We start from the raw sequence: 24339 nt of genomic DNA, 5'->3' as shown, positions 1-24339 counted from the left end.
GTAACAAGAAAGCGGGAGCAGGCGTTTTTTTCATCCGCCCGCCCCATCACCCACCGATCGGAGGATTTCCGTCATTCCTGCCTTTACTCCCCCCGGCCGCCCCCTGCTGGAAGTGGAAAATATATCGGTTTTCCGCGGTGAACGGCTGGTTCTGGACCGTGTCGGCTTTACGCTGGGCGCGGGCGACGCCCTGCTCCTGACCGGGCCAAACGGTGCTGGAAAGTCCACCTTGCTGCGCGTGCTTGCGGGTCTGCGCAAACCGGAAGGCGGCCATGTCCTGTGGTCCGGGGTCGATGCGCTGGCCGATCGCAGCCAGCATGCCGGACGGGTGGCCTATCTGGGCCATCAGGACGCGCTGAAGCTTGGGCTGACACTGCGCGAAAACCTGACGCTGGCGGCGCGCGCAAGTGGCGGGAATCCTGATTCATGCATGAAATCTCTCAACATTTCCGGGCTGGCCGACCTGCCCGCGCGCATGCTGTCGGCGGGGCAGAAACGCCGCGCGGCGCTGGCGCGCGTCCTGCTGGCGCAGGCCCCGCTATGGCTGCTGGATGAACCCAGCCTGGGGCTGGACATCAACACGATGGGCCTGCTGGGCACCCTGTTTGCGGCCCACCGGCAGGCTGGCGGAATTGTGATTGCAACCACCCATGTTCCCCTGCCCCTTCCCAATGCCCGCACGCTGGCGCTGCCGGGCCTGAACGAATCCGACATCCCGCAACCGATGGAGGATTTCCCCGAGGACGACCTGCTGTGAAATTCCAGATTCCCTCCCTCATCATGGCCATTCTGGAACGTGACCTGCGGCTTGCCCTGCGCCATGGGGCGGACACGCTTGGCGCGGTGCTGTTCTTCATCCTTGCCGGCGCGCTGTTCCCGCTGGCCCTTGGCCCCTCGCCCGAACTGCTGCGGCGCATGGCGCCGGGCATTGTCTGGGTCTGCGCGCTGCTGGCCGCCCTGCTGCCGCTGGACCGCCTGTTCGGCGCGGAGCTGGAGGACGGGTCACTGGACCATCTCCTGATGACCGGGCTGCCCGCCTCCCTCATCGCGCTGGCGAAAATGATGGCCCACTGGCTGACAACCGGCCTGCCGCTGCTGCTGGCGGCGGGGCCGCTGGCCATCATGCTGGGCATGCCCTCGGGCAGCATGGTCGTGCTGCTGACGGGGCTGTTCCTTGGCACGCTGATCCTGTCGCTGATCGGGGGCATGGCGGCGTCGGTGGTGCTGGGCGCGCGGCGGGGCGGCGTGCTGCTGCCGCTGCTGGTGCTGCCGCTGACCACGCCCGCGCTGATCTTTGGCGCGGCGGCGCTGGATGCGGCCCAGACCGGCCTGTCCTGGGGGCCGGACCTTGAACTGCTGGGCGCCTTTCTGGCGGCGGCGATTCCCCTGTGCCCGCTGGCGGCGGGGGCCGGATTGCGGGCTGCTGTGGAATAAAAAAGACGTTTTTGGTGAAGCTTTTTTCAAGAAGCTTCGAAAAACGCCGCCTTTTTGAAAAAAGGCGGTACCCAAAAACTTTTATTATTTATCAATGTGTTATTTGCGAACGCTCTAAGGGTGACTGCCCGGTTTGGGTACCGTGGCGGCGTCAACGTCAAACGGCAACGTCCCCTGCGCCGGATCACCCGTCCGCGCCCGCATGCGCCAGTGCAGGACGTAATGCCCCGGTGTCAGCGCCACGCTGGTGGCAATGGACTGCTGTTCATCATCAGTGGGCGATGCGGGCAGCAGTTGCGGCACCCCGCCGGGGCCAAGCAGCAGCAGGCGGGCGCGGAACGGGTCGATCACGGTGTCGAACGACAGCTTCACGGCCACGTTGCCCGCGGCGACATGCTGGCCCGGCGTGGGTTCGGAATGCACCAGCGCCGGGGCGGCACTGGCCTGCACTATCACCATGCCGGACAGGATGGCGGCCAGGCCAAGCATGCGCAGCATTGAAAAAAGGGACACGGGAACGACACCTCCGGCATGGTTGGACTGCCGTGTGTATTCCCCCGATATGCGAAGGGCGGCAAGACCTTCGTCCCGCCGCCCCGCATTTTGCCTGGCCCCATGGGCCATGGCGTATCAGATATAATGTTCCTGGATCGGCTTCAGCCCGTTGAACCCGGTCGAGCAGTAGGTCGAGACATACGCCCCGGTGGACAGCAGTTCGATCCGGTCCCCCGACTCCAGACCCAGCGGCAGGGCGTAGGGGGTCTTTTCATACATGATGTCCGCGCCGTCGCAGGTCGGGCCTGCAATGGCGACGGGGCCGGTCGCCGTCCCGTCATGCGGGGTGCGGATGCCGTAGCGGATGGCTTCGCCCTCGGTCTCCGCCAGGCCGCCGAAACGCCCGATGTCCAGATAAACCCAGCGCACGCCATCATCGATGCCACGGCGGCTGACCAGCACCACTTCCGACGACACGACACCCGCGTCCCCCACGATGAAGCGGCCCGGCTCGACAATCATTTCCGGCAGGTCGTTGCCGAAATGCTCGGTCATGGCGTGGCTGATCGCCAGCGCGAAACGGTCGATGCCCGGCACGTCATCACGGTAGCGGATGGGGAACCCGCCGCCCAGGTTGATCATGCGCAGGTCAAGCCCCGCCGCCTTGAGGTCGGTGAACAGCATGCCCACGCGCGCGATGGCGGCTTCGTACGCGCCGGTCGCCGTCTGCTGGCTGCCGACATGGAAGGACAGGCCATACGGGTCCAGTCCCAGGTCGCGGGCGCGCAGCATGAGGTCACGCGCATTGTCCAGCGTCGTGCCGAACTTGCGCGACAGCGGCCAGTCGGCGCCTTCGTTTTCCACGATCAGGCGGCAGTAGACGCGCGAACCCGGCGCATGGCGGGCCAGCTTTTCCAGCTCTTCCGCGCAGTCGAAGGCGAACATGTCCACACCGGCGGCAAAGGCGCGGGCGATGTTCGACGCCTTCTTGACGGTATTGCCAAAGGAGACATCGGCCGGGCGCGCGCCCGCATCGAGGCACATGGAAATCTCTTCCCACGATGCGGCGTCGAACGCCGACCCCAGGCCCACCAGGCGGGTCAGGATTTCACGGGCGGGATTGGCCTTGACGGCGTAATAGATCCGGGCCAGCGGCAGCGCGTCGCGCAGCGCGCGATAGCGTTCTTCCACCCGGTCAACGTCAACGACAAGGCAAGGCGTGGCAGGTGACTGCTCAGCCAGATAACGAGCGATTTTGGGAGTCATCGCACCCAAATCCCTTCTGTACTGCCGCCCGGATGGATACAATTCTGGGATTGCACAAACGGACAGATGTTGCGAAACGGTCTAACGGACCAGCGACCAATTAAGGACCCCCACCCTGTGGCGGCCCGATTGCCAGAACGCTTGACGTCGTTGCGTAACCTCAGAGGGCCAGTGGCACGTGCGTTGTTGCGTAAGCAGCGCATATGAGGACAATACGCCCGTGACGCAATAGAAAAATCATCCCTTCCGACAGTTTTTCATCTAAGCTCATCCGACCGTGGCGCAATATACACATGGTCGGCGCCGACCCCGGCCGCCCACGTGGCAGAAGACAGGACACGACGTTCCCCTTGATTGGTACCTCATCCACTGAAATCGACATGACGGACATCCCGCCGCCCGCGCACCACCTGCCGCAGTTTTCCATGCGGCAGGTCAAGAAGGTGGCGCAACAGGTCGCCCGCAACATCGTATCCGACCAGATCACGCTGGCCGCGGCGGGATGTGCGTTCTATGCCACCCTGTCCCTGTTCCCCGCCATGAGCACGCTCATCTCCCTCTACGGGCTACTGTTCGATCCCCAGACGGTGGAGCCGCAGCTGGTGGTGCTGCGCAACCTGCTGCCGCCTTCCGCCTATGACATGATCGGGGACCGTATCCACCTGCTGGTGGCCGAATCGCATTCCTCGCTTACGTTCAACCTGATCATATCGACCACCATCGCCACGTGGTCGGCATCCTCGGCCACGCGCTCGCTGATCATGGCGATGAACGTTGCCTACAACACGCCCGAAACACGCAGTTTCGTGCGGTTCCAGGCCATGGGCATGGGGCTTACGTTCTGCTCGATCTGCGGGGGGATCCTGACACTTGCGCTGATGGTGGCGCTGCCGTTCCTGCTTGATTACCTGCCGCAGCGCCTGTCCCTTGCCCCGCCGCCGGGATCGGTCGAACTGCTGGTGCACATGGGCGGGCCGCTGCTGATGCTGCTGTTCGTGCTGTCGCTATGTTCGCTGCTGTACCGCTTTGGTCCCAACCGGCCCCATACGTACTGGCGCTGCATCCTGCCCGGATCGGTGGGGGCGACGCTGCTGTGGCTGCTCTCATCGGCGGGATTTTCGTATTATGTCAGCCATATCGCGGGCTATAGCGCCACTTACGGGCCGCTGGGCGCGTTCATCGCCATCATGATGTGGTTCTATGTCTCGGCCTATGTCGTGCTGCTGGGGGCCGAACTGAACGCCGGGCTTGAAATCGAGATGAAACTGCGCTGCGCGCCCGAAAAGACCATGGAAGGCTGGACCAAGCACCAGAGCCTGTAAGGCGGGCAGGTCAGCGCGGCGCGCCTGCGACTTCTTCCTCATCATCCAGCATGGGCAGCAGGTCGACCTGCGTCATGCCCATGCCCAGCATGCCAAGCTGGCGCGCGGCCTCAAGCGACAGGTCAATGATTCGGGCGCCATGATATGGCCCCCGGTCGTTTACCCTGACCACGACCGAACGCCCCGTCCGGCGCGAATGCACCAGAATCCGGGTGCCAAACGGCAACTGCCGGTGGGCGGCCGTCAGCGCGCCGGGATCAAACATTTCCCCCGATGCGGTGGCGTGGCCCAGTTGCCTGCCCGAGCCATACCAGCTTGCCAGCCCATGCTGGCGCCAGTGCGCGGGGACATGCGTCATGACAGGCAGCCGCCGCGCGCCGCCGCGCGCCCCATGCCGCCCCACGGGCGCGCCGTGCCGGGCCGTGGCACATGCCACCTGCATGCCCCCGGATGCCGCCAGCATGAGGCACGCCACAATCACCGGCAACGTAAACCGCGCGCCATCGTGGCCCGTCCCCCTGCCACCGCGTGGGTGATCGGGATATCCTGTCATGCCCCCACCATACCATGTGATGCACCGATATCATATCACTACCGTCACGATCGGCTGCCCCCGCCTGGGGCCGGCCGGGCAGGCGCCCGCACGGCATGCGTGACATGATCGGGCTTGGAACCGGACGGCGGGCGTGCTAGGCGCGTGCATCATGGAGCGCCCTCTCATTGCCGTGCTGAACGGCCCCAACCTGAACATGCTCGGTCTGAGGCAGCCCGAGGTCTATGGCCATGCCACGCTTGATGACGTGGAGCAGGTCTGTGTCCAGGCCGCCGAACGCCTGGATGTGGCCATCGACTTCCGCCAGACGAATGGGGAGGGGGAACTCGTTTCATGGATACAGGAATGCCGGGGCCGCGCACGCGGCATCATCATCAACCCGGCGGCCTACTCCCACACCTCGGTTGCGATCCTTGACGCGCTTCTTGCCGTTGATCTGCCCGTGATCGAGGTGCACATTTCCAACATTCACCGCCGTGAAGCCTTCCGTCATCACTCCTACGTCTCCCGCGCCGCCATTGGCGTCATATGCGGGCTGGGCGTACGGGGGTATGCCCTTGCGCTTCAGGCCATGACAGACATGATTCTGGACGAGGACGATCAATGAGCCGACTGCTCGTGGATGCGGATGCCATTCGGGCATTGGCTGAAATTCTGACCGATACCGGCCTGACCGAAATCGAGATCGCGGAAAAGGACAACCGCATCCGTGTTGTCCGCGCGGTGGCACCGGTCGCCCATGCCGTGCCGGCCCCGGCCCCCGTGGCGGCGCCCGTTCCCGTAACGCCGGTGGCCCCTGCCGCCGTTGCGGCCGACCCGTCCAAGCACCCCGGCGCCGTGACCAGCCCGATGGTGGGTGTCGCCTATCTGGCGCCCGACCCGTCTTCCCCGCCGTTCGTGACCGAAGGCCAGCAGGTCAGCGCGGGCCAGACGCTGCTGCTGATCGAGGCGATGAAGACCTTCAACCAGATCAAGGCCCCGCGCGCGGGCACCCTGAGCAAGGTTCTGGTGCAGTCGGGCGACCCGGTCGAATTCGGCGAAGCGCTGGTCATCATAGAGTAATGTTTTCCAAGATCCTCATTGCCAATCGTGGCGAGATCGCCCTGCGCATCCTGCGGGCCTGCCGCGAACTGGGTATCCGGACGGTTGCCGTGCATTCCACGGCCGACACCGATGCCATGTATGTCCGCCTCGCGGATGAAGCCGTGTGCATCGGGCCGCCCGCCAGCCGCGACTCGTATCTCAATGTCGCGGCCATCCTGTCGGCCGCCACCATTACCGGGGCGGACGCGATCCATCCCGGTTACGGCTTCCTGTCGGAAAACGCCGACTTTGCCGAAACGGTGGAAGCCCATGGCATCACCTTCATCGGGCCGACGGCGGAACATATCCGCATGATGGGCGACAAGATCACCGCCAAGACCACCATGATGGCGCTGGGCGTGCCGCTGGTCCCCGGATCGGATGGCGCGCTGGAAAACCTGGAACAGGCGCGCGAAGTGGCGGCAAGGGTCGGCTATCCCGTGCTGATCAAAGCGGCCGCGGGCGGCGGCGGCCGTGGCATGAAGGTCGCCCCCACCGAGGCCGACCTTGAGGAAGCATGGAGCGTCGCCCGCACCGAAGCCCGCGCCGCCTTTGGCAATGACGAGGTGTATCTGGAAAAATACCTCGACAAGCCGCGCCATATCGAACTGCAGATCATGGCCGACACGCATGGCAACGTGGTGCATTACGGCGAACGTGACTGCTCGCTCCAGCGCCGCCACCAGAAGCTGCTGGAAGAGGCGGGATCACCCGCGCTGACAGCCACGCAGCGCGACGAAATCGGTGCGATCGCCACCAGCGCCCTGACAAAGCTGGGATACCGCAACGCCGGCACGCTGGAGTTCCTATACCAGGACGGGCAGTTCTGCTTCATCGAGATGAATACCCGCCTGCAGGTGGAACATCCGGTGACGGAAATGGTGTGCGACGTGGACCTGGTGCGCGAGCAGATCCGCATCGCGGCGGGGGAGCCGCTTGGCTACAGCCAGTCGGACATCACCTTCTCCGGCCATGCGATCGAATGCCGCATCAATGCGGAAGACCCGCAGACCTTCATGCCCACGCCGGGCACGATCACCGTCTATCACCCGCCGGGTGGACTGGGCGTACGAATCGACAGCGCGCTTTATGCGGGCTACCGCGTGCCGCCCTATTACGACAGCATGATCGCCAAGCTGATCGTGCGCGCCCCCACGCGGCTTGAGGCCATCGAGCGCATGCGCCGCGCGCTGGACGAATTCGTGATCGAAGGGGTCAAGACGGTCATCCCGCTGCACCGCAAGATCCTCGATGACCCCCAGTTCCGCAAGGGTGACTACACCATCCACTGGCTGGAAAACTTCGTGGCCCGCCAGCAGGAAAAGAACTGAACCGGATCATCCGCGAAAGCAGAGACCACGAAAAAAAGGGCGGTACTATTGCGGTGCTGCCCTTTTTTAACGACTGCCTGCAAAACAGCGACAGAATAAAAGAAGTTTTTGGTGAAGCTTTTTTCAAAAAGCTTCAGAAGACATCGCCTTTTTGAAAAAAGGCGATACCCAAAAACTTTTATTCTTTATCAATGGATTACTTGAAATGATGCCCTGCCCGTCGGGGTCAGACCATGACCGGGTCGAGATAGGGACTGGAGGCGTCAAAGAACCTCTGGTTGTGATCCAGTTCATAGGAAATCACGTACAGGCAGGTCAACGCACTGTCGATTTCCAGCCGCACACCCAGATTATCCGCCTGTCCCGCTATCTGCTGCAGGTGGGCGATGGCGAATTTGGCGGATCGCGCCGTGCGGCCGTAATGCCCCCCGTACCGCCCGCTGAACTGGGCCATGCGCCCCATCATGTCGCCCACGACGCGCTGGGCTTCAGGCGGCAGCATGTGGCGTTCCAGAATCGCACGCAGGCGGATGATGTTCAGCCCGATCGTCATGGCGGACAGGATGCCCTGCAGGTACGCATCGATAATCGTATCCGGCGTGTTTTCGGCATTGGTCAGCAGGCGCACGAAGCGGTCCACGTTGTGCTCGACCACATACAGCGTGGTTGGCAGGTTGCGCGCGCGCGCGACATAGCGCAGCCCGCGCAGGATGCCGGTACGCATCTGCCAGCGCATGTCGTTCGTATCGAACGGCAGCACCAGCCTGAACGACCACATGGCGTACCACAGCCCCAGCACCAGCGGCATGGCGGTATTGAAGAACGCCACCTCATCCAGCCGCGACTGGTTGCCCGGCCCCAGCAGGATGGGCAGGAACAGGTTGTACGAAACCGCCCCCAGCACCAGTGCGGGATAGGCAAAGGCCAGCCCCCCCGCCAGCATAGGCAGGAACAGGCACACGGCCATGATTTCATACGTGGTGGGTTCAGCCAGGCGCCACAGCACCAGCACCCCCGCCACGACCGAGGCGATGATCGCCCCCCCCAGGAAGGCCCGCGTGGCCAGTGCCGGTTTTTCCAGCGTCGAGAACAGGCTGCACACGATGGACACGAACATCATGAACGTCAGCCCCGCCGACCACGACGTGGTGATCCAGATCAGGCCCGAACCGAAAATGGTGACCGACGCCCGCAGGCTGTTGGTAAAGGCCTGCTGCCAGTCACGGAAGGTCTTGAGCCGGTAGTGGAAATGGTCATGCAGCAGGGGATTGCGGCTGGCGTCAAACTGGATCAGCGCCTGTTCCAGTTCATCGAGTATTTCCCCCAGCGCGTAGTTGAGCATGCGCTGCTGCGAGAGCATCCGCACCAGTTGCGGGTCCACGGGGGCGCTGCCGGGGCTGCCCATTTCCTCATCAAGGGAATCGGCCACGCTCTGCCGGCACGATGCCTGCAGCGCCGCCAGGCGGGCAAGCACGGGCTGGATGTCTTCACTGGCTTCCAGCTGTGACGCCATGTCCTTGAGGAAGGCTTCCACCTCGCTTGAAGTCGCGGTGAAGGCGGCATCGGGCATCCTGCACGGCCCCTGCATCAGGGCCGCAAGATCCAGCCCGCGCGACAGCAGCATGGCCACCCGCGCCAGCGCGGCCCGCGCATGGTCGCCCTCATGCCCGCGATGGGACCCCATCTCCACTTCCGCGAATTCGATCTGGTCGCTCAGGGACGTAATGTTGGAAAAGACGCCACGCGCCTTTTTCAGCACCTGCGTCTCCCCCGACAGCAGGGATGCAAGGGTCTGGGCCGCCCCGTTGATGGCGGTCAGGAAATTGGCGGCCAGCCGGTCCTGCGCGCGCTCCTCCAGCTTGAACTGGAACAGGGAGGAGACGGTGCTTTCCAGCACGATGCCCAGCACGATATAGGTCGCGCGCGCCATGGCCGTCATGAAGATATGCTCGGGGTCGTCAATCCCGTCGAGCGAGATGATGGCGTAGGTAAAGCCGCTCGCCCGCATGCCGTGGATACGGTAATTGGTCATGGTCGCCGGGCCGGGCAGCAATGTCCCGATAAAGCAGAACGCGCCGATCCCGATCGCCAGCATGAGAATGAACATGAGCGGCGCCTGTGGAAAGGCCGCCACCAGCAGCACGGCACAGATCGTGCCGACCACCATGCCAAACAGGTGCCATCGCGCCTTGGCCACGCTCTTGCCCCGCGTGCCCTGCGCCACCATCCAGACCGTCAGCGCCGCCCATTGCGGGCTGCCCAGTTCCCACCACAGCGCGATGCCCAGCGCGATAAGCGAGGTAATGGTGGTCCGCAGCGCGTAGCCGAAGGTAAAGATACCGGGGGCGTAAAGCCAGCGCAGGTGATCCTGCCGCACGCTCATGCCCGGCGGCCACAGCCGCCTGAAAAAACCACGGACCTGATTGCTGAAACGGATCAGGGAAAGCTCAAGACCTTTCATCCCGGCGTCAAGCCCCCCTGTTCAGATACGATCCGTGCACATTGTACATCATACCGGCCCGGCGCACAGGCGGACAGCCCGATGGCTGCATGCGTGGCAGTGCGTTCCGCATACCGCGCGCCCGGCGTTGCCGGTTACTCGTCGTAGGAGACGAGGGTCCTGACCGGCACATCCAGCCGGTCGCGCCCGCCAAGGCCCGTCAGCTCGATCATGGTGGCGGCCCCCACCACATCGGCACCGACCTTGCGCAGCAGGGAGACGGACGCCACCAGCGTACCCCCCGTGGCCAGCAGGTCATCCATCACGACCACGCGCTGTCCCGGCTGGATCGCATCCGCCTGGATATGCAGCGAATCGGACCCATATTCCAGGTCATAGCTGTGGGATACCGTCTCGCCCGGCAGCTTGCCCGGCTTGCGCAGCATGACCAGCCCGCAGCCAAGGCGGCTGGCCAGCGGGGCCGCCGTCAGGAAGCCGCGCGATTCGATGGCCGCCAGCATGTCCGGCGCCCACGGCGCCACAGCCGCCGCCAGACGCCCCATGGCGATCTGCCACGCATCCGCGTTCCGCATCAGGGTCGAGATATCGTAGAACAGGATACCGGGCTTGGGAAAATCCGGGATGTTACGGATGTATTGTTTCAGGTCGATCTTGGCGGTCGTCATGATCGGTGCGCAGTCCCCGTTGCGTGGTCATACAGATCCGGGACAGCCCTGCCCCGTTCACGAAAGCGTCGCCCCTGCGGACGGCCCCCCGCTGTAGCCGCCACACGGCGGGGCGACAACCCCAACCGGGTGCGGGACACATGCTTTGGCGCGCACTGGCGGGCGGATGCGGCAGGGGGAGACTTTATTCCTTCCCCACCTCCGCGCTGGCGGGCGGCCGGGCGGGCCGCAGCAGCACCATGACCAGCATGATCGCCGCCCCCATCAGCATGACACCCGCCATGGGAATGGGGGAGTTGGTCGGCAGCATGCCCACGAACGCCCCGGCCACCGCACCCAGCACATATTGCAGCGTGCCCACGAACGCCGATGCGCTGCCCGCGAAACGCGGGTGGTCGGCCAGCGCGCCCACCGTGGCATTGGGTCCGATGATGCCCGTGGTGCCCAGTGACACCATCATGGTCACGATCAGGCACCCCATCATCCACACGGGCGGATGGCCGCCATGCTGCATGGCGAAGGCGATGATGGTGGCCATGGCGGTCATGGCGATGGTCCCCGCCACCGCGACCACCACCGCGACCCCGAGGATGCGAGCCGCGTCAATACGCCCCACCAGCATGCCATTAAGCTGGGACGCCCCGATCATGCACACGGCGAACACGCCGAACAGCATGCCGAAATGCGCCGCCGACAGGCCGAACAGGCCACGGAACACCGACGGGGCGGCGGACAGGTAGGTAAACGACATGAAGCACGAAAAACCGGCGATCATGGCATGGGTGATGAACCCGCGATCACGCGCCAGCATCATGTAGCGGCTGAACAGGGTGACGGGCGAGAACTCGCTGCGGTTCTGGGGTTTCAGCGTCTCCGGCAGGACACGCCAGATCAGCAGGATGCAGATCAGCCCGTACACCGCCGACGCCCAGAAGATCGACCGCCACGACGCAATCGACAGCACCATGCCCCCCAGCGTGGGCGCCAGGATGGGCACGACCCCCATCACCAGCACCAGCCGCGACATGAGGCGCGCGGATTCATTGCCATGCGACATGTCGCGCACGCAGGCGCTGGGAATGATCAGGCTGGCCGACGCCCCCAGGGATGCGATCAGCCGGAAGAACGAAAACGTGGGAATGTCCCGCGCCATCGCGCACCCGACCGATGCCAGCGTATAGATCAGGGTGCCAACCAGCATGGGCCTGCGCCGGCCGAAACGGTCCGACAGCGGCCCCATGGTGATCTGCCCGATCGCCAGCCCCACGAACCATATGGCCAGCGTCATCTGCGCCGAACCCGCGCGGCCGTGCAGCGTCGTTTCCAGTTCAGGAAAAGCCGGGAGGTAGATGTCGGTGGAAACCGGGCCGACCGCGGTCAGGAACCCCAGCAGGATCGCAATCCACCCCATCGGGCGGGCTGTCGTTTCCGGCACGGGGTTGTCCGCTGAATGGCCCGCCGTTGCGGATGAGCCCATGAGGCACTCCATGTTGAAAGATTGTGGGGACTAGTAGACCAGCCGGTTCCCCTTTTTCACCATCTAATTACGCCATACTGCAATTCGCTATCGCGATACCCGCGCCATGTCGGGGCGGCCCATGCGCACGCGGCGCATAAGCCATAGCCCCACCAGCGCGGACAGGGCGAACAGCGCGACCGCCAGCCCGATGCGCCATGCCCCCCCCAGCCGGATACCCGATCCCACCAGCACGAACACGGCGGTCTGCGGCAGGCTGCCCAGCATGGTGGCCAGCATGAACGGCACGACCCGCACCCCCAGCATGCCGGACGCGAGGTTGAGCAGCAGGGCCGACCCCACCGGCATGAGCCGCAGCGTCAGGACGGACGCAAACGGTTCGTGCCGCACGAAACCATCCAGCCGCGCCATGGTTGCCGCAAGGCGCGCGGGCATGGGCGGCCGTCCCGCCCACCGTCCCCAGCCATAGCCGCACAGGCAGCCGGCCAGGGTCGCGATCGTGGCAAGGACACATCCCGCCCCGATTCCATAGGCGGCGCCGGCGGCAAAGCACACGGCCTGCCGTGGCAGGCCAAACGCGCAGAACGCACTGGCGGCCAGGATGAATATCGCCACCCCTTTCCCGCCCGCATGCACGGCGGGGGCCGCCGCCAGCATCTCCCGCATCGCCGGCAGGCGGCCCATCACCACCGCCAGCCCGACAAAGGCCCCCAGCAGCATGATGGGCCGGGCCAGCACGCGCAACGTGGCCCGGCCGGGGGGTGCAGGCCGTACGGCGTGCGGTACTGTCATGCGTGCATCCTGTTTTCCGGCAGCGATTTGCGTCTTCGCGCCTAGCATCGCCTTGCGGCGGACTGCAAGGGCGGTCTAAATCCGGTTATGTCCGCATATCCTTCCTCCGGCTCCCTGATGGGCCGTACGCCCCCGTCCGCGCAGGAGCTGCGCAACCGGCAGCGTATCTCGACGTGGCTGTTTGCAATCTGCTTCATGCTTGTCGGCATGATCGCACTGGGCGGTTATACCCGCCTGACCGGATCGGGCCTGTCCATCATGGACTGGCGGCCCATTACCGGCATGATCCCGCCCCTGAGCCACGCGGAATGGGAGCGCCAGTTCGCGCTGTACAAGACCATTCCGCAGTACAAGATCCTGCATGACGGATTCGGGCTTGCGGGCTTCCAGCAGATTTTCTGGGCGGAATGGACGCACCGCTTCTGGGGGCGGCTCATGGGGCTGGTCCTGCTGGTGCCGCTGGTCTGGTTTTCCATCACTGGCGCGCTGGGCCGGGGACTGGCGCTGCGGCTGGTGCTGTTTTTCGTGCTGGGGGGGCTGCAGGGCGCGATCGGGTGGTTCATGGTGGCGTCGGGCTTCAACCCCGACAGCACGGCGGTCGCCCCGGTGCGGCTGGTGCTACACCTGTGCTGCGCCTTCGCGCTGTACATCGCCATCCTGTGGACGGCGCTGTCCGTGCGCACGCCGCGCCCGGCCTTCATTCCCGCCACCCCTGAAGCCGTACGCATCCATCGCCTGGTCTGGGCCATCTGCCTGCTGGTGGGCATCACGGTCATCGCGGGCGGCTTTACCGCGGGCACGCATGCGGGATTTGCCTACAATACCTTCCCGCTCATGGATGGCCACCTGATCCCGCCGGGCTACGCGCGGCTGCACCCGTTCTGGCTGAACTGGTTCCAGAACATTCCCGCCATCCAGTTCGACCATCGCCTGCTGGCCACCACCACGGCGCTGCTCATTGGCTTCACCATCGTGCTGGGGCTGCGCACGCCGCAACTGGGTCGGGATGTCCACGGCGCGCTGGTGGTGCTGGGCTGGCTGGTGCTGCTGCAGTACGCGCTGGGCGTGACCACGCTGCTGCTGGTGGTGCCGGTATGGGCGGGCACGGTCCACCAGACCTGTGCGGCCATCGTGCTGACAGCGGCCATCGTCACCCTGCACCGCCTGCGGGGGGTGGGCCGCCCGTAATGCGCAGGCAGGTGGCGGCGCGCCGCCACCGCATCGGTCATGGCGTTACGATATAGGCCGCGCCCTGCAGCCGCACATGGGGATAGCGTGCGCGGATGATGCGCCACAGGGTGGGGAACTCCCAGACCTCTTCCTGTGTATCAAAGCGTGAATTGCTTACGAACGCCGCGATGTCGTGGCGGTCCACCGCCTGTTCCAGCGCCTGCGCGTCATGCGTGACCGCGACATGCTGGGAATAGTTGAAGAAATCCATCACCACCGGCTTGTGCGCCCAGTAGCACAGGGCCAGCGTCTCGCACGCCACATCGCCATCAATCGCACGCACGGCGGCAATCGTTTCATCTGATGCGCCCAGATGCTCCACGATGATGGTCACATTGCTGCGGTAAAGATAGGGCAGGTAGACCGGAAGGCTGACCGCCACCGGCAGCAGGTTCAACCCCACCATGCCCACAAGAAGGGTGCGCCCAGGCAGGCGACCGGCCATTGCCCCGGCGGTCGCCAGGTACGACAGCGCAAGGCCCGCGCACAAGGCCGCCGCAAGCAGGGCCTCGAAACAGGCATTATGCGACACGCCGGCACCTGCCCGCTGCACGATGGCCGATGCAACCGCCAGCAGCAGGTACAGCCCCAGCAGCAGGCCGGACCTGTGGCGCAGGCGCAGCCAGGGCACGAATGCGCACGACACCATCATGCCGCCCAGCCCCACCACGTTACCCAGTCCCTTGAGCATGCCCCGCGCATAGAAAATGCGCTTGTGGCCAAAGACGCCCTGGATGAAATCCGGGCCGAAACAGCTGTAATACAGCCCACCCAGCAGGCACAGGGACACAAGGCATCCCCCCGTCCACGCAACGGCGTGGCGCCGGTCGGTCAGCAGCAGCCACACAAAGGCCGCCGCTGGCAGGGCCAGGATGTTGTGCTTGAAGGTCAGCCCGGCCACCATGACGAAGCCCGCGCAGAAAGGCCGCCATGCGCCGGCCCATCCCGCCTGGCCGCCAGTGCCCGCCAGCAGCATGAACCCCACCATGATGACGGCCTGACCCAGCCATTGCGGGTCATCCATGGCGACATAATCACTATAGAAAACAGCACAATAGAGCATGACCAGCAGCCCTGCGAGCCACGCCCCGCCCCGTGTCCCCCCCCAGGCGAGGACAATGCGCCCCGTGGCCCAGGCACAGAAAAGCAGCGCCAGAAGCGAAATGACGCGCCCTGCCACAATCATGTCCCCCAGCAGCCAGCCAAACAGGCCGACAACATAGAACGAGCTGGGCGGGTAATTATTGAACACCATCTGTTCGGAAGGCGGGTACAGCGGCGCATGATCCAGCCCCATGGCGCGCCGTGCCAGGTAAGCATTCCACCCTTCGTTACTGGATAATGATATATGATCAGTAATGAATGCTACATGCGGGAGAAGGAGGATGAATAAAAAAAATAATCCTATATAAATCCATACAGATTTTTTATTTTCTAATTTCTTTATATCAAAATTCATATTATCCATACGGATTTTATTTTTCATGGCAACGTTAGCGTATTTTCATATAAAAAAATGAAGGGAATATGACGTATCCGGATATTTCCGCAATCCCGCGATGACAATGACCTGATCCCGACGCCCTGACGAACGCATCCATACACGTTTCCCATCCTGACCCGAACCGGGCCGGATGGATACCGTTAGAATACGGCGTAATAATTTTATACATCCTGCCAGCTATTTTTTTATGGCGCCATGCCCCGTCCCGATGCACAGGTGCAAACCGGACGGAAGATGACCATATGGGACATAGGCCGCCCGGGGCCAGATGCCGGCAGCCCGCCCGGTTGGGGGCAGTCCGGCCATATGGCACGCCATGTCTTTTCCGGACGGATGGTTTTCTGCGATACATCGCATTCAGATATGCAGGAATGGAACATGCTCAAGCTGAAACATGTCGCGACGGGTGCGCTGATGGCACTGATCGCATGCGGGCCATCCGCCCATGCCGAACCACATGGCGGGGGCGGTTTCCGTGGCGGCGGCGGTGGCGGTGGCTGGCACGGTGGTGGCGGTCGTGGCGATGGCGGCTGGCATGGTGGCGGCCGGGGTGGCGGCGGTTGGCGCGGCGGCGGTTGGGGATGGGGTGGCTGGGGCGGTGGCTACTATCCCTACTACCCCGTCTATGGCGGCTGGGGCTATCCGTGGGGCGGATGGGGCTGGGGCGGTTACGCCATGGGTCCCGCCATGGGCGCGGCCGCGGCCAGCGCCAGCTATCGGGCAGCACCTGAAATCTATAACGGCACGGGCAATAACGCGCCGGAAGATGATTCCATCTATGATAGGGACCTGTCCACGCTCCTGACCGACCAGACCGCCCCACCACAGCAGGGGCAACCGGCCACGGGCCAGTCCGCGCCGCCCCCCGCTAAACCTGTCACCTGCCCGCGTGGTCAGGCCTATAACACCCTGACCGAAAGCTGCGACCGGCCATAAGGCCGGTACAGCGCAACCGGTACCCCAGGTGACTGCTGGAAAAATCAGCCCGGGAAACATGCTGCAATCATCAAAAAGTTTTTGGTGAAGCTTTTTTCAAAAAGCTTCGACAGAACGCCGCCTTTTTGAAAAAAGGCGGCACCCAAAAACTTTTATTGTTTTTTATCAATGTGTTATTTAAGAAAAGATTTAACCAGAGGTGGCAGGTGCGGTATCTGTGCCCACATGCGGCAGCCACCCCCCCAGTTCCTGCCGCACAAGGGTTTCCAGCAGGTCAATCGCATCGGGGGAATCGTTCAGGCAGGGGATCAGCGCCAGTTCCCTGCCGCCTGCCTTGACAAAGGCCGCCCCCGCTTCATTGCCGATTTCATCCAGCGTTTCGATACAGTCGGAAATGAAGCCCGGCGTGATGACGGCAATACGTTCGATCCCGCGCGCGGGCAGCGATTCGATAAACGGCGCGGTATAGGGTTCCAGCCATTTTGCCGGGCCGAAACGGGACTGGAAGGTCAGCGGCATCATCTGTTCATCATAGCCCATGGCCTGCCGCAGCGCCGTGATGGTGCGCTGGCAGTCGGCGGCGTAGGTATCGCCCTTTTCCACATAGACCTTCGGCAGCCCATGGAAGGACGCCACGATCATCTGCGGCCTGAAATCCAGCGTGGCGAGGCGCGCCGAGATGGACCGCGCAAGGGCCGCGATATAGGCGGGGTGATCCGGAAACGGCGGCAGCGTGCGGATGGATGGCTGGTTACGCATGCGCATGAGCGCGCGGAACGCCTGGTCATTGGCGGTCGCGGTCGTCGTTGCGCTGTATTGCGGGTAAAGCGGTGCGAGCAGGACCCTGTCGCATCCCTGCCCCACGAGTTCATGCAACGCCTGTTTTATCGATGGCTGGCCGTAGCGCATGCCCCATGCCACCGGCACGCCATCCGCCGCCAGCCGTGCGGCCAGTTGCTCCGCCTGCTCACGGGTATAGGTGCGTAGCGGGCTTTCATTCCGGTCGTGATGCCAGATCCGGTGATAGGCCTCCCCCGATTTACGGGGGCGAAAGGTCAGCACCGGCCCGTACAAGACAGGTTTCCAGATCAGGGGACTGGCTTCGATAATGCGCCGGTCTGACAGGAATTCGGCCAGGTACCGACGCACCGCGCCATAGCCGGTGCCATCGGGGGTGCCCAGATTGCTCAGCAGCACCCCGGGGCGCGACGGAGCATTTTCATGCTGCGCCGCACGATTTACGGTAATGAACGTCATGGAACGGCTGCTACATGAAGCCGTTCAGGTATGCAAAGGAACAGGCGGACATACCCGTGACCCTGCCACAGGCGATGCCTCAGCGACGGGTCCGCACACGGACCGGCTGTAGTGCACGTGCCGGCGCGCGCAGGTAATATGCCACACCGGCAAGACCCAGCATGGCGGCAACGGGGGAAAGCATCTGGACAAAAGTGAACATCACGGTCCCTTTCCTGATCGGACAGCTACCAGTCAACCGCGCGTTTCATGCCCGCGTCAATCAAAAATATTACTGTCCCGTGCCAGTTCCACGCATTTACGCATTAATGATGGCAGCGCCACATCATCGCAATCCACATCGTGAATGATCCCCTCCGCCCCTACCAGACTGTTGGGAAAGGTGGATATGCGCGCCGCATAGACATCGACCAGCAATGTGAAGTGGGTAAAGACGTGCTTCACCTGCCCGACCCGCTGCCATCTGGCGCGCAGCCGGGGTGCGGTGGGCGCATGGTCCAGCGCCTCCGCCTGCGGCCACGGCGCATCGCGCCAGTGCGGGCCGGGCAGGCCCATCATGCCCCCCAGCAACCCCTTTTCAGGCCGCCGGACCAGCAGGATGCCGCCTGCCGCATCCACCATGCAGAAATGCACGCCATGGCGCACCGGCCGTGCCACCTTTGGCGCCCGGCGTGGCAGGGAGGCCGCGATTCCCTGCCGGTTCCCCGCACAGGATTCGCGCCACGGGCACAAGACGCAGGCAGGCGTGCGCGGCGTACAGATCCCGGCCCCCAGGTCAAACAGGGCCTGCGCGAAATCGGACGGACGGGCAATCGCCGCCCGGTCCGTATTCAGCGTCGTGGCCTGCCGGGCAATGGCCTTGCGCGATCCGGGTAGCGGGTCGGCCATGGCGAACAGCCGCGCCGTAACGCGTTCCACATTGCCATCCACCGGCACGACCGGGCGGCCAAAGGCGATGGCGGCGATGGCGGCGGCGGTATAGGCCCCGATTCCCGGCAGTTCCAGCAGCCCCGCCACCGTATCGGGAAAGCAACCGCCATTTTCCGCCACCACCCGCGCACAGGCATGCAGGTTGCGCGCGCGGGCGTAGTAGCCAAGACCGGCCCACAGCGCCATGACCCGGTCCTGTGGCGCGCGGGCCAGGGCCGTGACATCGGGGAAGGCGTCCAGAAAACGCTCGAAATAGGGAATGACCGCCGTAACCGTGGTCTGCTGCAGCATGATCTCGCTCAGCCACACGCGATAGGGATCTGCGCTCTGGCCCGGCAGGGCGCGCCATGGCAGAGTGCGACGATGCCGGTCATACCAGCGTAACAGATCGGCGGCAGAAGGTAACACGGACCCGTTTATGACGAACCCGCCGACCCGCAGCAAGCAAAAGAATGAGACCCCTGCGCCCGAACCGCCCCGGCGGTCCATGCGCACGCGCAGCATGGCGGCCCTGCTGCCGCATGTCAGTCGTCCCGTATTTCGCAAGCAGTCCCCCGCCGCCGTGCAGGTCATGACGGACTGGCCCGATATTGTCGGCCCCCACCTGGCGGGCATGACCGTGCCGCGCCGCCTGAGTGCCGGCACCCTGACCGTTGCCTGCCGCGGGCCAGTGGCGATGGAACTGCAGCACCTTGCCCCCACCGTCATCGCCCGCATCAACACCACCTGCGGGCAGGGCGTGGTCAGGCGCCTGAAGATGGTGCAGGACCTGACGGCCCCGCCCCGCTTGCCCACCACGGCACCCCGTCGCCCGCCACCGCCACCCGTGCAGATTGACGACATGCCTGACGGGCCGTTGAAGGACGCGCTGTGCCGTCTGGGTGGCTGGCTGAATGCCGGTCGTGGGCGGTAGGGACGGGCTGGAAAAACCTGCCTTCGGCATAATTCCCGAAATCATAAGGAATTTTTGGTGAAGCTTTTGTTTTTTATTTGTCAGCCCGTTATTTTTAAACAGTTTTCAATCATGAAAATGCCGCACCACCCTGTCACATAACGATATGGACACAGGACTGGATATCAGGCGGGCATATGCCAATATCAGCGGATACGAGATCAGGAAAAGGAACCACCCGAGATGCGTAAGTTGGCCCTGTTGCTGGCCGTGTCCATGGGACTGGTCGGCGTTCTGCCCGCTCCCGCCGCCTATGCATGGCGCGGCGGCGGATGGGGTGGGGGTTGGGGCGGTGGCTGGCACCGCGGCTGGGGCTGGGGCGGATTCGGCCTGGGCATTGCCACGGGCACGGCGCTGGGTGTCGCGATGTCGCCTTACCGCTACCGGGGTTATGGTTACGGCTATGGCTATCCCTATCCAGCCTATGCCTATCCGCCGCCGCCCTATCCGGTTTATGCGTACCCGCCGCCCCCACCGCCACCGCCGCCATATTACGGGTATTACCGCTAGGCGCGGGCCGCCTGCACGAAACGGCGGATCAGTTCGGGCGACTTGACGCCGGGGGCGGATTCCACGCCGGATGAGACATCAACGGCGCGCGCCCCGCTCTGCCGTACGGCGCGCTGGACGTTATCGGAGTTCAGCCCACCCGCCAGCAGCCATGGCACAGGGGCCTGCCAGCCGTTTGTCAGGGTCCAGTCAAAGGCATGGGCATTGCCGCCGGGACGGTCCGACCCGGCGGGCGCGCGGGATTCGATCACCAGCCCATCCACCGCACAGGTTTCAGGCAGGTCCCGCCTGCTGGCAATCCCCACGGCCCCCCATACCGGCAGGCCAAAGCGGGTGCGGATGACCTCGGTCCGGCCTGCATCATCATAAATCTGCAACCCGTCCAGCGGCACATGGTCCAGCACGCGGCGCATATCGTCATCCGTCGGGCGGACAAACAGGCCGATCCGCTTCGGGCTATCCGCGGCCATGTCGCGCGCCAGGCTACTGGCGGCTTCCATCGTGACATGACGCGGCGAACGGCTGAAAAATACGAACCCGACCCAGTCCGCCCCGGCCTGCGTAGCCGCATCCAGCCCCGCATGGTCACGGATGCCACATATCTTGACCCTGACCGGCATGGTGTCGTCCCCGGCCCGGTTCAGGCCGACAGTTCAGCGGCAATCGCCGCCGCCGCCGCCGCCGGGTCTTCCGCGCGGGTGATGGGACGCCCCACCACGATCCAGTCAGCCCCCGCCGCACGGGCCTGTGCCGGGGTCATGACCCGCTTCTGGTCCCCCAGCGCGCTGCCGGCGGGACGGATGCCCGGCACGACCAGTACCGGCCCGTTGCCCAGCGCATGGCGCAAAGGGGTAATTTCATGCGAGGAACACACCAGCCCATCCGCCCCCGACTCCATGGCCAGCCTGCCCAGGCGGACAACCTGTTCTTCCACGCTGCCGGGCACGCCCACTTCATGCAGGCCCTGCGTATCCATACTGGTCAGCACGGTAACAGCCAGCAGCAGCGGGCGGCTGCCGGATGGAAAGGTTTCATCCACCGCCCCGCGCGCGGCCGTGATCATGGCGCGACCGCCGCTGGCATGGATGGTCAGCATGGCGGGCCGCAGGGCGGCAAGGCTGCCGATGGCGGACGCTACGGTATTGGGGATGTCATGCAGCTTGAGGTCAAGGAACAGCGGACTGTCACCTGCGGCTTCCCGCACGGCGGCCAGTCCACGGGCATAGGTGAACTCCAGCCCCAGCTTGACCGCGCCCGCATGGCCTGCCGCCTGTTCGCGCCAGCGCGCGGCCTGCGCCGTATCCTTGGTATCGAGGGCGACAATCAGGCGGGTGGACCGTCCAGTCATTGGCGGTGCTCCATGGTCAGGCATGCAGGTCATGTGACGTGCGGGAATTAAGGGATCAGGCGCCCGGCGGCTTTTCCGCCGTGATGGCGGGCGGGGTCACCACGGCGGGTTCCGTCGCGACGGGGGTGGCGGTGGCCGTGGCCTGTTCCGCTTCATACGCCTTCACCATCGGGGAACTGGCCGGGGCGGATGTCAGGCCGGGGGCACGGGTGGTACCCGTGTCACTTTCCGGCAGGCGGGCGCGCAGGGCGCGCACTTCCTGTTCGGCGCGGCGGGCGCGGCGCATCTGGCGCAGGACCACGACCCACACGCTGGCGGACCCCGTGGCATACAGCACGGCGGCGACCAGCAGCGCCAGCACGCCGGGCGATGACGTCCATTTCCATTGCAGCCATGACAGTTCCACCGGCGCCTGGTTACAGGCCGCGAAAATGATCAGTGCCACGATCACGGGCAGGGTGATGAAAAGACGTATCATGATCCCTGTTCCCTACCGCCAAGAACAGAGGGCTGCAAGGAAATCAATTCATCCGGCGCGCCGCTTGATCGCGCACGGCAGGCATGGTTGCCTGTGGGTCACAGGCCATGACAGGCGACAGGCCACCGGGACAGGGACGAAACAATGGGCAAGGTTGTCGTTTTCCGGACCACGGCGCGACGTGACGAATCCTGGGCGGTGGTTGCCCGCACCGGGGGCAACACGCGAATCGCCAGCATCTACCCCACCCGCGCCAGCGCGGAAGCGGACTGTGAATGGCGCAGCCAGCAGGTGGCCGCCTACCGCAATTTCCTTGAACGCAATGCAATCGCGGCGCCACATTACAGCATCCGCCCCTATCGCCGCGCGGACCTGCCACGCGCATGGCGCCCCCTGCCCGCGCTGGGCTTCCTGCATGGCGGGGGCTGAGCATCCATAATCATGAAAGCCGGATGTGACCCGGACCTATCAATCCGGGCAGGCTGCCTGCGGCGCTATTTACTGGATTCCACCATCCTGCCAAGGAACGTATTCTGCCGACGGGACGGACTGCGCACATATCCGTTCCCGTGCTGGATGCAGCGCTTATCGTAATCCACGATAATGGAATTACCGATCCTGTAGGTCATGAACGGGCCATGCTCCCGGCTACCGTCGATGGCGCAATGTTCCAGTTCAGCCTGTAGCGCTTTCCACATAACCTTTCCTGTATCCGGCGCAGCCCCCCCTGAAAGGATATTAGTGGGCAGGCCATGGGTCAGCATGATGTCATGCATCATCCATGGAGACGGTAAAAAAGGCACGTAAGCCACAAGGATGATATTCGTCAGGATTTCATATTTACGCAGGATGTACAGGGCCAGTGGCGCGATCGGCTCCCCTCCGCGTGTGTTCCACCAAAAAGTTGTATTTTCCGGCTGCCCCGCCTCACGCGCCAGCTGTACCGCGTCATCAACCATGGCCTGCGCCATCTGGTCACGGAAACGGGATTGCGCCGCAAGGGCATTCCCATAGGCTGCCGACATGGTGATTTCCGACCACAGACAGTATCCCGCCACAATGCAGGCCAGACAATTGGCATGTCGCCCGAAAGAAGGTGCCATCCTCACCAGGAAGGTCATGAAACACGCACAGACCATGCCAAAGCCGATCATGACCCGATGGGAATGAATGGGACTAGCAAGCAGGAGCAGGATGCCCGGGATGCAGAAAGGCAGGACCACAAGGCAGCAGCCGACAAGGCAGCCGGCGGTGGGCGTCAGGCTACCTGCGCGCAGCATGCGCACGGTGCGCGATACCAGCATGATACAGCCCGATGCGATTATGACCGAGAAAATGATACTCTGCGGGCCTTTGATCAGGGCAGGGGCAATCGCGTAAAAAAAATCCGGGACATTCCCCAGGACCTGATGAAGCGAATGGATGGCGGCCTTATGCGCATCCGCATAGTTATCGCCACCGGGCAGCAGGCACATTTCCAGTTTATAGGCGACCAGGACCAGGAATACGGTCATGGCGTTTCCGCCAAGTGTATCCAGAACCTGCCTGACCGTTTCCTGTTCCAGCAAGGACAGCATTACGGTCAGGCAACACAGGCAGAAATACACATTCAGGGCTGGCTGATATAAATTGAGGCATGAAAAAAGCGCCAGAAACTGCCATGGCATCAGGTGCTTCCGGCTGTATTGCGGTAGAAAAAACGCAAGCGCAAACGGCATGATGGCGCAGGCAACGGCGCATTCCATGATCATGCTGTCAAATCTGTAGGAAATATTTTCAAGAAAGAATGGGTTACAAACGACAAAAGACAGACATATGATGGAAGACAGCCTGTTATATCCCCATCTTATGCTGAATGCTGCCAGTACTGCTGCAATAAATGGCAGGCCAATGATCTGGGGTAGTGGCGCGTAATCTACGGATGCGAAGCGTCCCATGAACAGCAGCAGTAACTGACCCAGAATCCGACCATCACGTTCCCAGTGTATGTTACTGAACGCATGCAAGGTGTCATCCGCATAATAGACATTGGCATGTATTATTGGGTATGAGAAGAAAAAGAACACTAAAAAAAAGAGTGTTGCACGTATTGCAAACTCTTTCCTGCAGGAAAAATACGAAGAATGAGCGTGATTTCCAGGACCAATTTCTGAAGTAATCATAGATAAATTCTCAATATTCATTCAGAAATAACAATATTATGTCGTCCATCGCCAATCCTCCATGAAAATATAACCATAGATACTTTCCAGTGCCCATCATGGCGGCAAGTTAAAAAAAACCAATCCTGACTGAGTGTACTGATAAATTATTTA

At 63.4% G+C, this 24339-nt stretch carries 26 protein-coding genes; 11 read left to right on the top strand and 15 right to left on the bottom strand.

Features of this window, described 5'->3' with window-relative positions; all coding sequences use genetic code 11:
• Nucleotides 1-112 precede the first annotated feature (112 nt).
• Together ccmA and ccmB are read left to right on the top strand one after the other, a co-directional pair.
• Nucleotides 113-757: a heme ABC exporter ATP-binding protein CcmA gene (gene ccmA / locus CFR76_RS05460; RefSeq protein WP_208623938.1), complete on the top strand. Its 645-nt coding sequence runs from the start codon at nt 113-115 to the stop codon at nt 755-757.
• A 23-nt stretch (nt 758-780) separates the two neighbouring features.
• The gene (gene ccmB / locus CFR76_RS05455; RefSeq protein ID WP_038508986.1) at nt 781-1434 is read left to right on the top strand and encodes a heme exporter protein CcmB; all 654 of its coding nucleotides are present in this window, start codon (nt 781-783) and stop codon (nt 1432-1434) included.
• Nucleotides 1435-1548: 114 nt separating this feature from the next.
• On the opposite strand, the gene CFR76_RS05450 is transcribed toward ccmB, so the two are convergent.
• Both CFR76_RS05450 and CFR76_RS05445 read right to left on the bottom strand, forming a co-directional pair.
• The gene (locus tag CFR76_RS05450) at nt 1549-1947 is read right to left on the bottom strand and encodes a copper resistance CopC family protein (RefSeq protein WP_244191796.1); all 399 of its coding nucleotides are present in this window, start codon (nt 1945-1947) and stop codon (nt 1549-1551) included.
• 117 nt (nt 1948-2064) lie between these two features.
• Complete coding sequence (locus tag CFR76_RS05445; protein WP_025439783.1) at nt 2065-3195, bottom strand: type III PLP-dependent enzyme; 1131 nt, start codon at nt 3193-3195, stop codon at nt 2065-2067.
• A gap of 293 nt (nt 3196-3488) precedes the next feature.
• On the opposite strand from CFR76_RS05445, the gene CFR76_RS05440 reads away from it, so the two are divergent.
• The gene (locus tag CFR76_RS05440) at nt 3489-4517 is read left to right on the top strand and encodes a YihY/virulence factor BrkB family protein (protein ID WP_110556206.1); all 1029 of its coding nucleotides are present in this window, start codon (nt 3489-3491) and stop codon (nt 4515-4517) included.
• Between the two features lie 10 nt (nt 4518-4527).
• On the opposite strand, the gene CFR76_RS05435 is transcribed toward CFR76_RS05440, so the two are convergent.
• On the bottom strand, nt 4528-5070 hold the full coding sequence (locus CFR76_RS05435; RefSeq protein ID WP_110556205.1) for a septal ring lytic transglycosylase RlpA family protein: 543 nt from the start codon (nt 5068-5070) through the stop codon (nt 4528-4530).
• Between the two features lie 151 nt (nt 5071-5221).
• On the opposite strand from CFR76_RS05435, the gene aroQ reads away from it, so the two are divergent.
• From aroQ to accC, 3 genes are read left to right on the top strand one after another with little or no spacing between them, the layout of a single operon-like run.
• Nucleotides 5222-5677 carry a type II 3-dehydroquinate dehydratase gene (aroQ, locus tag CFR76_RS05430; protein WP_010514708.1) on the top strand — a complete coding sequence of 152 codons (456 nt, stop codon included), beginning with the start codon at nt 5222-5224 and terminating at the stop codon, nt 5675-5677.
• Entirely contained in the window at nt 5674-6132 is a 459-nt protein-coding gene (locus CFR76_RS05425; protein ID WP_110556204.1) for an acetyl-CoA carboxylase biotin carboxyl carrier protein, read from the top strand. Before aroQ ends, CFR76_RS05425 begins: the two co-directional genes overlap by 4 nt.
• Nucleotides 6132-7484, top strand: coding sequence for an acetyl-CoA carboxylase biotin carboxylase subunit (gene accC, locus CFR76_RS05420; RefSeq protein WP_110556203.1), 1353 nt, complete (start codon nt 6132-6134; stop codon nt 7482-7484). The genes CFR76_RS05425 and accC overlap by 1 nt, the downstream gene beginning before the upstream one ends.
• A gap of 226 nt (nt 7485-7710) precedes the next feature.
• On the opposite strand, the gene CFR76_RS05415 is transcribed toward accC, so the two are convergent.
• The 4 genes from CFR76_RS05415 to CFR76_RS05400 all read right to left on the bottom strand — a co-directional run bounded on the left by CFR76_RS05415 (nt 7711) and on the right by CFR76_RS05400 (nt 12879).
• Nucleotides 7711-9945: an FUSC family protein gene (locus CFR76_RS05415; RefSeq protein WP_110556202.1), complete on the bottom strand. Its 2235-nt coding sequence runs from the start codon at nt 9943-9945 to the stop codon at nt 7711-7713.
• A gap of 134 nt (nt 9946-10079) precedes the next feature.
• Nucleotides 10080-10610, bottom strand: coding sequence for an adenine phosphoribosyltransferase (locus tag CFR76_RS05410; protein WP_110556201.1), 531 nt, complete (start codon nt 10608-10610; stop codon nt 10080-10082).
• A gap of 184 nt (nt 10611-10794) precedes the next feature.
• Nucleotides 10795-12087, bottom strand: a complete 1293-nt coding sequence (locus CFR76_RS05405; RefSeq protein ID WP_110556200.1) for a multidrug effflux MFS transporter — start codon at nt 12085-12087, stop codon at nt 10795-10797.
• An 87-nt stretch (nt 12088-12174) separates the two neighbouring features.
• Nucleotides 12175-12879 (bottom strand): TVP38/TMEM64 family protein, encoded by a 705-nt coding sequence (locus CFR76_RS05400; RefSeq protein WP_110556199.1) that lies wholly within the window; start codon nt 12877-12879, stop codon nt 12175-12177.
• 117 nt (nt 12880-12996) lie between these two features.
• Here CFR76_RS05400 and CFR76_RS05395 point away from each other — a divergent pair, with 117 nt between their 5' ends.
• Nucleotides 12997-14067 carry a COX15/CtaA family protein gene (locus CFR76_RS05395; protein WP_167402058.1) on the top strand — a complete coding sequence of 357 codons (1071 nt, stop codon included), beginning with the start codon at nt 12997-12999 and terminating at the stop codon, nt 14065-14067.
• A gap of 37 nt (nt 14068-14104) precedes the next feature.
• On the opposite strand, the gene CFR76_RS05390 is transcribed toward CFR76_RS05395, so the two are convergent.
• Nucleotides 14105-15577, bottom strand: coding sequence for an ArnT family glycosyltransferase (locus CFR76_RS05390; protein WP_110556197.1), 1473 nt, complete (start codon nt 15575-15577; stop codon nt 14105-14107).
• 414 nt (nt 15578-15991) lie between these two features.
• On the opposite strand from CFR76_RS05390, the gene CFR76_RS05385 reads away from it, so the two are divergent.
• Entirely contained in the window at nt 15992-16549 is a 558-nt protein-coding gene (locus tag CFR76_RS05385) for a hypothetical protein (protein ID WP_146222640.1), read from the top strand.
• Nucleotides 16550-16738: 189 nt separating this feature from the next.
• On the opposite strand, the gene hemH is transcribed toward CFR76_RS05385, so the two are convergent.
• The 3 genes from hemH to mutY all read right to left on the bottom strand — a co-directional run bounded on the left by hemH (nt 16739) and on the right by mutY (nt 19225).
• A complete protein-coding gene (gene hemH / locus CFR76_RS05380; RefSeq protein ID WP_110556195.1) occupies nt 16739-17806 on the bottom strand; it encodes a ferrochelatase in 1068 nt (355 codons plus the stop codon).
• Between the two features lie 79 nt (nt 17807-17885).
• Nucleotides 17886-18008: a hypothetical protein gene (locus CFR76_RS18680; protein ID WP_264986384.1), complete on the bottom strand. Its 123-nt coding sequence runs from the start codon at nt 18006-18008 to the stop codon at nt 17886-17888.
• Nucleotides 18009-18064: 56 nt separating this feature from the next.
• Nucleotides 18065-19225 (bottom strand): A/G-specific adenine glycosylase, encoded by a 1161-nt coding sequence (gene mutY / locus CFR76_RS05375; RefSeq protein WP_110556194.1) that lies wholly within the window; start codon nt 19223-19225, stop codon nt 18065-18067.
• Here mutY and CFR76_RS05370 point away from each other — a divergent pair.
• Both CFR76_RS05370 and CFR76_RS05365 read left to right on the top strand, forming a co-directional pair.
• Nucleotides 19224-19649 (top strand): DUF721 domain-containing protein, encoded by a 426-nt coding sequence (locus CFR76_RS05370; protein WP_110556193.1) that lies wholly within the window; start codon nt 19224-19226, stop codon nt 19647-19649. The two genes, mutY and CFR76_RS05370, sit on opposite strands and share 2 nt — an antisense overlap.
• A gap of 222 nt (nt 19650-19871) precedes the next feature.
• Nucleotides 19872-20198, top strand: a complete 327-nt coding sequence (locus CFR76_RS05365) for a hypothetical protein (protein WP_110556192.1) — start codon at nt 19872-19874, stop codon at nt 20196-20198.
• Here CFR76_RS05365 and CFR76_RS05360 read toward each other — a convergent pair.
• Genes CFR76_RS05360 through CFR76_RS05350 form a run of 3 tightly spaced genes read right to left on the bottom strand, consistent with a single transcriptional unit; the run spans nt 20195 to nt 22024 of the window.
• On the bottom strand, nt 20195-20818 hold the full coding sequence (locus CFR76_RS05360; RefSeq protein WP_110556191.1) for a phosphoribosylanthranilate isomerase: 624 nt from the start codon (nt 20816-20818) through the stop codon (nt 20195-20197). The genes CFR76_RS05365 and CFR76_RS05360 overlap by 4 nt on opposite strands.
• A 20-nt stretch (nt 20819-20838) precedes the next feature.
• Nucleotides 20839-21546, bottom strand: coding sequence for an orotidine-5'-phosphate decarboxylase (gene pyrF / locus CFR76_RS05355; protein WP_110556190.1), 708 nt, complete (start codon nt 21544-21546; stop codon nt 20839-20841).
• A 55-nt stretch (nt 21547-21601) separates the two neighbouring features.
• Complete coding sequence (locus CFR76_RS05350; RefSeq protein ID WP_110556189.1) at nt 21602-22024, bottom strand: LapA family protein; 423 nt, start codon at nt 22022-22024, stop codon at nt 21602-21604.
• 144 nt (nt 22025-22168) lie between these two features.
• Here CFR76_RS05350 and CFR76_RS05345 point away from each other — a divergent pair, with 144 nt between their 5' ends.
• Nucleotides 22169-22453, top strand: a complete 285-nt coding sequence (locus CFR76_RS05345) for a hypothetical protein (protein WP_025439802.1) — start codon at nt 22169-22171, stop codon at nt 22451-22453.
• 65 nt (nt 22454-22518) lie between these two features.
• Here CFR76_RS05345 and CFR76_RS05340 read toward each other — a convergent pair whose 3' ends face one another.
• Complete coding sequence (locus CFR76_RS05340; RefSeq protein WP_110556188.1) at nt 22519-24207, bottom strand: glucosyltransferase domain-containing protein; 1689 nt, start codon at nt 24205-24207, stop codon at nt 22519-22521.
• Nucleotides 24208-24339: the final 132 nt, after the last annotated feature.

Source organism: Komagataeibacter swingsii (genome assembly GCF_003207895.1).
GTDB lineage: Bacteria > Pseudomonadota > Alphaproteobacteria > Acetobacterales > Acetobacteraceae > Komagataeibacter > Komagataeibacter swingsii.
Note: the sequence above shows the minus strand (reverse complement) of the source record. Positions and strands in the feature narration are given on the sequence as shown.

Excerpts from the sequence above, each read along its gene's own strand:
- CFR76_RS05415 (WP_110556202.1), bottom strand. The coding sequence starts at position 9,945 with ATGAAAGGTCTTGAGCTTTCCCTGATCCGTTTCAGCAATCAGGTCCGT.
- CFR76_RS05385 (WP_146222640.1), top strand. The coding sequence starts at position 15,992 with ATGCTCAAGCTGAAACATGTCGCGACGGGTGCGCTGATGGCACTGATC.
- CFR76_RS05435 (WP_110556205.1), bottom strand. The coding sequence starts at position 5,070 with ATGACAGGATATCCCGATCACCCACGCGGTGGCAGGGGGACGGGCCAC.
- CFR76_RS05395 (WP_167402058.1), top strand. The coding sequence starts at position 12,997 with ATGGGCCGTACGCCCCCGTCCGCGCAGGAGCTGCGCAACCGGCAGCGT.
- CFR76_RS05345 (WP_025439802.1), top strand. The coding sequence starts at position 22,169 with ATGGGCAAGGTTGTCGTTTTCCGGACCACGGCGCGACGTGACGAATCC.
- ccmB (WP_038508986.1), top strand. The coding sequence starts at position 781 with ATGGCCATTCTGGAACGTGACCTGCGGCTTGCCCTGCGCCATGGGGCG.
- CFR76_RS05360 (WP_110556191.1), bottom strand. The coding sequence starts at position 20,818 with ATGCCGGTCAGGGTCAAGATATGTGGCATCCGTGACCATGCGGGGCTG.
- CFR76_RS05340 (WP_110556188.1), bottom strand. The coding sequence starts at position 24,207 with ATGAATATTGAGAATTTATCTATGATTACTTCAGAAATTGGTCCTGGA.
- CFR76_RS05445 (WP_025439783.1), bottom strand. The coding sequence starts at position 3,195 with ATGACTCCCAAAATCGCTCGTTATCTGGCTGAGCAGTCACCTGCCACG.
- accC (WP_110556203.1), top strand. The coding sequence starts at position 6,132 with ATGTTTTCCAAGATCCTCATTGCCAATCGTGGCGAGATCGCCCTGCGC.
- CFR76_RS18680 (WP_264986384.1), bottom strand. The coding sequence starts at position 18,008 with ATGTTCACTTTTGTCCAGATGCTTTCCCCCGTTGCCGCCATGCTGGGT.
- CFR76_RS05400 (WP_110556199.1), bottom strand. The coding sequence starts at position 12,879 with ATGACAGTACCGCACGCCGTACGGCCTGCACCCCCCGGCCGGGCCACG.
- CFR76_RS05390 (WP_110556197.1), bottom strand. The coding sequence starts at position 15,577 with ATGGATAATATGAATTTTGATATAAAGAAATTAGAAAATAAAAAATCT.
- CFR76_RS05350 (WP_110556189.1), bottom strand. The coding sequence starts at position 22,024 with ATGATACGTCTTTTCATCACCCTGCCCGTGATCGTGGCACTGATCATT.
- CFR76_RS05365 (WP_110556192.1), top strand. The coding sequence starts at position 19,872 with ATGCGTAAGTTGGCCCTGTTGCTGGCCGTGTCCATGGGACTGGTCGGC.
- pyrF (WP_110556190.1), bottom strand. The coding sequence starts at position 21,546 with ATGACTGGACGGTCCACCCGCCTGATTGTCGCCCTCGATACCAAGGAT.
- CFR76_RS05440 (WP_110556206.1), top strand. The coding sequence starts at position 3,489 with ATGGTCGGCGCCGACCCCGGCCGCCCACGTGGCAGAAGACAGGACACG.
- CFR76_RS05370 (WP_110556193.1), top strand. The coding sequence starts at position 19,224 with ATGCGCACGCGCAGCATGGCGGCCCTGCTGCCGCATGTCAGTCGTCCC.
- aroQ (WP_010514708.1), top strand. The coding sequence starts at position 5,222 with ATGGAGCGCCCTCTCATTGCCGTGCTGAACGGCCCCAACCTGAACATG.
- hemH (WP_110556195.1), bottom strand. The coding sequence starts at position 17,806 with ATGACGTTCATTACCGTAAATCGTGCGGCGCAGCATGAAAATGCTCCG.
- CFR76_RS05405 (WP_110556200.1), bottom strand. The coding sequence starts at position 12,087 with ATGGGCTCATCCGCAACGGCGGGCCATTCAGCGGACAACCCCGTGCCG.
- CFR76_RS05410 (WP_110556201.1), bottom strand. The coding sequence starts at position 10,610 with ATGACGACCGCCAAGATCGACCTGAAACAATACATCCGTAACATCCCG.
- CFR76_RS05425 (WP_110556204.1), top strand. The coding sequence starts at position 5,674 with ATGAGCCGACTGCTCGTGGATGCGGATGCCATTCGGGCATTGGCTGAA.
- mutY (WP_110556194.1), bottom strand. The coding sequence starts at position 19,225 with ATGGACCGCCGGGGCGGTTCGGGCGCAGGGGTCTCATTCTTTTGCTTG.